The sequence below is a fragment of the uncultured Ralstonia sp. genome (genome assembly GCA_913056305.1).
In the GTDB taxonomy this organism is placed as follows: Bacteria; Pseudomonadota; Gammaproteobacteria; order Burkholderiales; family Burkholderiaceae; genus Ralstonia.
Genome location: CAJXMR010000253.1, coordinates 1 through 6,142, shown reverse-complemented (window position 1 = coordinate 6,142; position 6,142 = coordinate 1). Strand labels below are relative to the sequence as shown.

Sequence of the window (6,142 nt, the reverse complement as noted above, 5' to 3'; positions counted from 1 at the left end):
CTTCCTTCTCTTCAAACTTGCGGCCGATCAGGCGCTTGACGGCGTACAGCGTGTTGCGCGGGTTGGTGACGGCCTGGCGCTTGGCGGGCGCGCCGACCAGCGTCTCGCCGTCTTCCATGTAGGCGATGATCGACGGGGTGGTGCGCGCACCTTCGGCGTTTTCGATCACTTTGGGGGTATTGCCCTCCATGATGGAAACGCAGCTATTGGTGGTACCCAGGTCGATACCGATAATCTTGCCCATGCTTTCTTGCTCCTCGAATCTGGTGTCAGGACTGCACTGAAATACAAACTTGGCTCGGATGTGGGAGTGCCGTCCGGCTTTTCAAGGCCGATTTTTGAAAAGTTGAGCATTTTGGCCGGTTTTTCCTGGGAAAGCACCCAAAAACACGGCCCGGCTGGCAAAAACAAGCGTTTGCGAGGTGATCGAGCATAAAAATACCGGGCATTGCGCCCGGTCCGGGTGGGTGGCAGGCGGGCGGCGACGGCCCGTTTGGCCGCGCCCCCCCCCTTTGCGACGCGCCAAACCCGCCCCAGGGCCACCCCAGACACTCGAGAGCGCGGCCACTGGGGCGGCCCCTACCCTTCGTCGGGCGTGCCTGCGAGCGCTGGATCGATCACAGCGTATGCTGGCCGCTGGCCTCCGGCTGAAACGCGATGGCTTCCAGCCGCAGCGTGTGCTCGGCGCCGTTGGGCGCAGTGTAGGTGACCTTATTGCCGGCACGGCGGCCGAGCAACGCCGCGCCCATCGGCGACAGCACCGACAGCTTGGCGGCGGCTACGTTGGCTTCTTCCGGATAGACCAGCGTCCAGTCCTGCGCCGCGCCTGATTCATCGATCACCCGCACCACCGAGTTCATCGTGGCCACGTCGGCTGGGATCTTGTTGCCGGGCACGACGTTGGCGCGCGCGATCAGGTCGTCGACCAGATCGGCCAGCGGCGAGCTGCTGCCGGCGCGCGCGGCGGCGTTTTCCAGGCGGGTGAGGTCGAGTTCGGTCAGGTAGATGGTGGCTTTGGACATGGGATCTCCTACAAATCTGTTTTGAACATTAGGTGAAGGGGCCGCCGATGGCTTTCCAGCCGCGGGCGATGACACGGCAGCCCGCGGGCGCGAACGCCGGCCGGCAGTGATACGAAATCGTGTGTGAGATGAGCCCGGCGGCAACGTGCCGCTAGGGCACTAGGACCACCGCCGGGCGGCGGCAAGGGCCGCGTCGGTCGCCTGGGCGGCGTGCGGCACGACGCGCGAGGCACGCTCGTCGCGTGCATCACGGCGTCGGAAAGCAAAGAGGAAGGCGGCCGCCGGCATCGCACGCATGGGCGACACCTCAGACCAGCGGCTTGCCGGCCAGCTTGTTGCGCGCATTGGCAACCGCGGCGGCAAACTGCGCGTGGCCGTGCCAGCCGGTCGCCCGGCCGAGCTTCGTGCCGCGGTGAAAGAACACAAACACCGGAACCCCATGCAGGCCGAAGCGCTGGCCCAGTTCCGGGTGCACACACACATTGGCGTGCAGCCAATGCAGCCCGAGCGCACGCACGGGCTCAGGCTGCGCGAGCATGGCCTGCTTGGCCATCTCGCAATTGAAGCAATCCTCGCCCCAGAAGAACACGCAGACGAGCGCATCGCCCGCTGCCGCAATGGCCGCGTCGATGGTCTCGCCATTCACCTCGCGCATGCCGAACGCCGCGAACGCGGTCAGATCGACCGGGATCGCGGCGGGCGTGCCGTGCGAGGAAGTGGCGTCCTGCATCATGGAAACGTGTTGGCTTACTTGGGCGCAGCCACCGTCACCAGGGCCGGGCGCAGCACGCGGTCGGCCAGCGTGTAGCCGCGCTGGAGCACGGCCACCACGGTGTTGGCTTCCTGATCGGCCGGTACCATCGAGATGGCCTGGTGGCGATGCGGGTCGAATTTCTCGCCGACCGGGTTCAGCTCGGTCACACGGCCCTTCTCGAAGGCAGCGTTCAGTTGCTTGAGCGTGAGCTCGACGCCCTCGCGCTGCTTGGCGGTGTCGCCGGAGGTATCGGCCAGCGCGGCCTGCAGGCTGTCCATCACGGGCAACAGGTATTCGGCGAAGCTTTCGATCGCGAACTTGTGGGCCTTGGCCACGTCTTCCTGGGCGCGGCGGCGGATGTTCTCGCCCTCTGCCGTGGCGCGTGCCCAGTTCTCGTAGTTCTGGCGGGCCTTGTCTTCCGCGGCTTCGAGCTGGCGGCGCAGTTCGCTCGTGTCCATGTCGGCCACCGCCTCGGCCACGGCGGCCTCGTCACCGGCAATGGCCTGGGCCTCGGCGCTGGCGCGCTGGGCCTGGCTCGAATACGCGTTGGCGGCTTGCCCCGCTGCCGACGACGGCGACGGTTGGGCGGCTTGCGTGGCGTCCGATTGCGAAGTGGATTCGGTGGTGTGTTTCATAGCGCTGGATAAATGGGGTCAATACACAGTCCAGCGCCTGGTTGGTACACATGGCGCCAGCGACCGACCCGCTGGATTTCACAAAATTATTCTCCCCGAGATGGGGCATCTGGCGCGCATTTCAAGGGCGCCGGACGGACACCGCATGCGCCACGACTGTGCGTCGTGCATCACGAAATACGGCGTTACAACTTTCATCGGACGGCAACGGCACGGCGATTGCGACCCCAAAACCGGCCACCTATGATGCAAGAAAAACATTCGGGGACGCGAGCTTCTTTGAGGGTTCGTATCATGCACAAGCTACCGATTCTGACCGTGCTCCTGCTGTTGACCCTGACCGCAGTCACGACGTTCATTTGCCTGTCCGGAGCCGTGACGCCGCGCGACACGGAGTACGGCAGCGGCAAGGCCATTTTCAAACACTACATTATGCAGCCGCACACGCTGCAGGTGCCGCGCGCGCTGAGTGCGTCATAAGTTAGCACACGCTTGCGGTCAGTCACCCAGCTTGTCGATGCGGCGCCGGTCGCGCTTGGTTGGACGACCGGCGATCTGCGTGGCGGGCTCCCGGTACAAGCGCCGCCTGTCGGCATCCTCGGTGCGTTTTAAGCGACTGGTATCCGTCTCGGCGTAGAGCGTCTGCGCTACCGACGCCGGGCCGCGCAGCTCGGCCAGCGCCAGCACTTCCAATTCCCACTGTTGTTCGTGCGCGTGCACACGCACGCGATCACCAATCTTCACATCCTTGGCCGGGCGGACCGGCTGGTCGTTGATCTGCACGCGGCCACGCTCCACGGCGTCGGTCGCCTGCGAGCGCGTCTTGAAGAAGCGCGCCGCCCATAACCATTTGTCGATGCGCACGCGGTCTGCGGCGTCGGTACTGACCTTCATGCGGCAGCCCCCTTGCTCTGGGCGCGCGTGCGGCTCGCTTCCAGCACGTGCGGATGCGTGACCCTGAGCGGCCAGCCCTGCAGATGCGCCAGCGCGATGTCGGCGATGCCGGCGATCCACGCCTCGCTGTCGTTCAGGCAGGGGATGTAATGGAAGTCCTTGCCGCCGGCGACGCGGAAGGTGGACTGCCCTTCCATGGCGATCTCCTCCAGCGTCTCCAGGCAATCGGCCGGGAAGCCCGGGCAGAACACGTCGACGCGGCCAGTGCCGACGCGGCCGAGTTCTTCCAGCGTGGGCGCGGTGTACGGCTGCAGCCATTCGGCGCGGCCGAAGCGCGATTGGAACGTCACTAGGTACTGGCCCGGCTGCAGGCCGAGCGCCTCGCCGAGCAGGCGCCCCGTCTTCAGGCATTCGCAGTGGTACGGGTCGCCCAGCTCCAGCGTGCGGCGCGGCACGCCGTGGAACGACAGCAGCAGCTTGTCGCCACGCGCGAAGTCCGGCGCGCCGTGCTGCGCCCAGTACGCGCCCACCTGCTGGTGCAGCGCGTTGATGTAGGCCGGGTCGTCATGGAAATGCTTGACGATGCGCAGCTCGGGCTGGTTGCGCATCTCGCCCAGCACGCGGAACACCTCGTCGAAGGCGGTGGCCGTGGTGGTGCCGGAATACTGCGGATACATCGGCAGCACGAGGATGCGCTCGACGCCCTGGCGGCGCAGCGCCTGCATGACAGACGGGATCGACGGATTGCCGTAGCGCATCGCGCAGGCGACCACCACGTCGTGGCCCTGCGCGTTCAGCAGCTGCTGCAGCGCGTGCGCCTGGCGCTCGCTATAGACCAGCAGCGGCGAGCCCGTCATGTTGGCCTCGCGCAACCAAATGGTCTCGTACTTGTGCGCCGACGCCCGCGAGCGCAGCGGCAGGATCAACACGTTGAGGATGAACCACCATGCGGCGCGCGGAATCTCCACCACGCGCGGGTCGGAGAGGAACTGGCGCAGGTAGCGGCCGACCTCGCGCGGCGAGGTGCCGTCTGGCGTGCCGAGGTTGACCAGCAGGATCGCCGTGCGATCGGGCTGGCCGTGCTGGAACTTGGGTTCGGGCAAGAAGGGCATGGGGCGCAGGAAACACGAGGGCGCGAATAACCCGGTCGATTATACGAGCCGGGCCATCGCGGCTTCCTTACGCCACCACGGCACCGTCCTTGACCACACCGATGCAGGGGTTGAGGCCCATCGCGTAGGCCAGGTCCGCCGGACGGTCGATGCGCCACAGCGCGAAGTCCGCCGCGCAGCCCGGGGCGAGCACGCCGCAGGTGCCGGCCAGGCCGAGCGCGGCAGCCGCATGCCGCGTGGCCCCGGTCAGGGCTTCCAGCGGGGTCAGGCGGAACAGCGTGCAGGCCATGTTCATCGCCAGCAGCAGCGAGGTGAGCGGCGACGTGCCCGGGTTGCAGTCGGTCGACACGGCCATCGGCACGCCGGCTTCGCGCAGCGCGGCCATCGGTGGCAGGCGGGTTTCGCGCAGGCAGTAGAACGCGCCGGGCAGCAGCACGGCCACGGTGCCCGCCTCGGCCATGGCGGCGACGCCCGCGTCGGTCAGGCATTCGAGGTGGTCAGCAGAGAGGCCGCCGTAGCGTGCCACGAGTGCGGCGCCGCCCTGGTCGGAGAGCTGCTCGGCGTGCAACTTGACCGGCAGGCCGAGGCGCTGCGCGGCGTCGAACATGCGTGCGGTCTGCGCGGGCGAGAAGCCGATGGTCTCGCAGAAGGCGTCGACGGCATCGACGAGGCCTTCTGCGGCCAGCGCTGGCAGCACGTCGGCGCAGAGGTGGTCGATGTAGTCGTCCGCACGGCCGGCGAACTCGGGCGGCACGGCGTGGGCGCCGAGGAAGGTCGTGCGCACGCGCACCGGCAGCGTCTGGCCGAAGCGGCGCGCGACGCGCAGCATGCGGCGCTCAGTCTCCAGGTCCAGGCCGTAGCCGGACTTGATCTCGACGGTGGTCACGCCCTCGGCACGCAGGGCGTTCAGGCGCGGCAGGCTGGCCTCGGCGAGGGCATCTTCGCTGGCCGCCCGCGTGGCGCGCACGGTGGAAAGAATGCCGCCGCCTGCGCGGGCGATGTGTTCGTACGGCACGCCATTCAGGCGCGCCTCGAATTCGTTGCTGCGGTTGCCGGCGTAGACGAGGTGCGTGTGGCAGTCGATCAGGCCGGGCGTGAGCCACGCGCCGCCACCGTCATGCTCGTGCGTGGCGCGAGCGTTGGCGGGCAGATCAGCGCGGTACCCGAGCCACGCGATACGGCCGTCCTTGACGGCAATGGCACCGTCACGGATCTCGCCGTAGCCATCGGCATCCGCCGCTAGTGTGGCGAGGTGGACGTTGGTCCAGAGCGCATCCCAGTGCGGGTCGGCCTGATCAGCCATGTGCGGTTCCTTGCAGGCCAATGCCGTCGGCCACCCGCGCAACCAGGCGGGCCGCAACACGTGCCGTGTGGTTATCAATGTCGAGCGACGGGTTCAGCTCCGCCACATCCGCCAGCCGTAGCTTGCCCGAGCTGACCACGCGATCCACGATGGGCTCGATCACGTCCATCGCCACGCCGCGCGCAGACGGTGCGCTCACGCCAGGGGCGGTGCCGGCGGGCAGGACGTCCAGGCACATCGTCAAATACACGTGGTCGACTTGGCTCAAGAACACCTCAACCACCTGCAGCACGTGTGCGAGTTGCATGATGTCCATCTCATCATCATGCATCCAGCGCACGCCGAGCTGGCGCGCACGGGCGAACAACGCTTCGGTGTTGGCGTAGGTGCTCACGCCCAGGCACGCGTAGTGGAACGGCCAG

Annotated in this window: 9 protein-coding genes; 1 reads left to right on the top strand and 8 read right to left on the bottom strand. The window is 67.2% G+C overall.

Annotated elements, in window-relative coordinates:
* From QZ609_RS23480 to grpE, 4 genes are all read right to left on the bottom strand, one after another.
* The coding region (locus QZ609_RS23480; RefSeq protein ID WP_295499999.1) for an Hsp70 family protein at positions 1–244 on the bottom strand (244 nt) is incomplete at its 3' end.
* A 373-nt stretch (positions 245–617) separates the two neighbouring features.
* Positions 618–1,022: a nucleoside diphosphate kinase regulator gene (rnk, locus tag QZ609_RS23475; protein ID WP_295499997.1), complete on the bottom strand. Its 405-nt coding sequence runs from the start codon at positions 1,020–1,022 to the stop codon at positions 618–620.
* Positions 1,023–1,329: 307 nt separating this feature from the next.
* Positions 1,330–1,755 (bottom strand): thioredoxin family protein, encoded by a 426-nt coding sequence (locus QZ609_RS23470; RefSeq protein WP_295499995.1) that lies wholly within the window; start codon positions 1,753–1,755, stop codon positions 1,330–1,332.
* Between the two features lie 14 nt (positions 1,756–1,769).
* On the bottom strand, positions 1,770–2,411 hold the full coding sequence (gene grpE / locus QZ609_RS23465; RefSeq protein ID WP_295499993.1) for a nucleotide exchange factor GrpE: 642 nt from the start codon (positions 2,409–2,411) through the stop codon (positions 1,770–1,772).
* Between the two features lie 294 nt (positions 2,412–2,705).
* On the opposite strand from grpE, the gene QZ609_RS23460 reads away from it, so the two are divergent.
* A complete protein-coding gene (locus QZ609_RS23460; RefSeq protein WP_295499992.1) occupies positions 2,706–2,891 on the top strand; it encodes a hypothetical protein in 186 nt (61 codons plus the stop codon).
* Between the two features lie 18 nt (positions 2,892–2,909).
* Here QZ609_RS23460 and QZ609_RS23455 read toward each other — a convergent pair whose 3' ends face one another.
* The 4 genes from QZ609_RS23455 to QZ609_RS23440 form a co-directional block, all read right to left on the bottom strand.
* Entirely contained in the window at positions 2,910–3,305 is a 396-nt protein-coding gene (locus tag QZ609_RS23455; protein ID WP_295499990.1) for an RNA-binding S4 domain-containing protein, read from the bottom strand.
* Positions 3,302–4,417 (bottom strand): ferrochelatase, encoded by a 1,116-nt coding sequence (gene hemH, locus QZ609_RS23450; RefSeq protein ID WP_295499988.1) that lies wholly within the window; start codon positions 4,415–4,417, stop codon positions 3,302–3,304. The genes QZ609_RS23455 and hemH overlap by 4 nt, the downstream gene beginning before the upstream one ends.
* Positions 4,418–4,484: 67 nt before the next feature.
* Positions 4,485–5,720, bottom strand: a complete 1,236-nt coding sequence (hutI, locus tag QZ609_RS23445) for an imidazolonepropionase (protein WP_295499987.1) — start codon at positions 5,718–5,720, stop codon at positions 4,485–4,487.
* A partial coding sequence (locus QZ609_RS23440; RefSeq protein ID WP_295499986.1) for an arginase family protein occupies positions 5,713–6,142 on the bottom strand: 430 nt, incomplete at its 5' end. The genes hutI and QZ609_RS23440, both read right to left, overlap by 8 nt.

Excerpts from the sequence above, each read along its gene's own strand:
- rnk (WP_295499997.1), bottom strand. The coding sequence starts at position 1,022 with ATGTCCAAAGCCACCATCTACCTGACCGAACTCGACCTCACCCGCCTG.
- QZ609_RS23470 (WP_295499995.1), bottom strand. The coding sequence starts at position 1,755 with ATGATGCAGGACGCCACTTCCTCGCACGGCACGCCCGCCGCGATCCCG.
- grpE (WP_295499993.1), bottom strand. The coding sequence starts at position 2,411 with ATGAAACACACCACCGAATCCACTTCGCAATCGGACGCCACGCAAGCC.
- QZ609_RS23460 (WP_295499992.1), top strand. The coding sequence starts at position 2,706 with ATGCACAAGCTACCGATTCTGACCGTGCTCCTGCTGTTGACCCTGACC.
- QZ609_RS23455 (WP_295499990.1), bottom strand. The coding sequence starts at position 3,305 with ATGAAGGTCAGTACCGACGCCGCAGACCGCGTGCGCATCGACAAATGG.
- hemH (WP_295499988.1), bottom strand. The coding sequence starts at position 4,417 with ATGCCCTTCTTGCCCGAACCCAAGTTCCAGCACGGCCAGCCCGATCGC.
- hutI (WP_295499987.1), bottom strand. The coding sequence starts at position 5,720 with ATGGCTGATCAGGCCGACCCGCACTGGGATGCGCTCTGGACCAACGTC.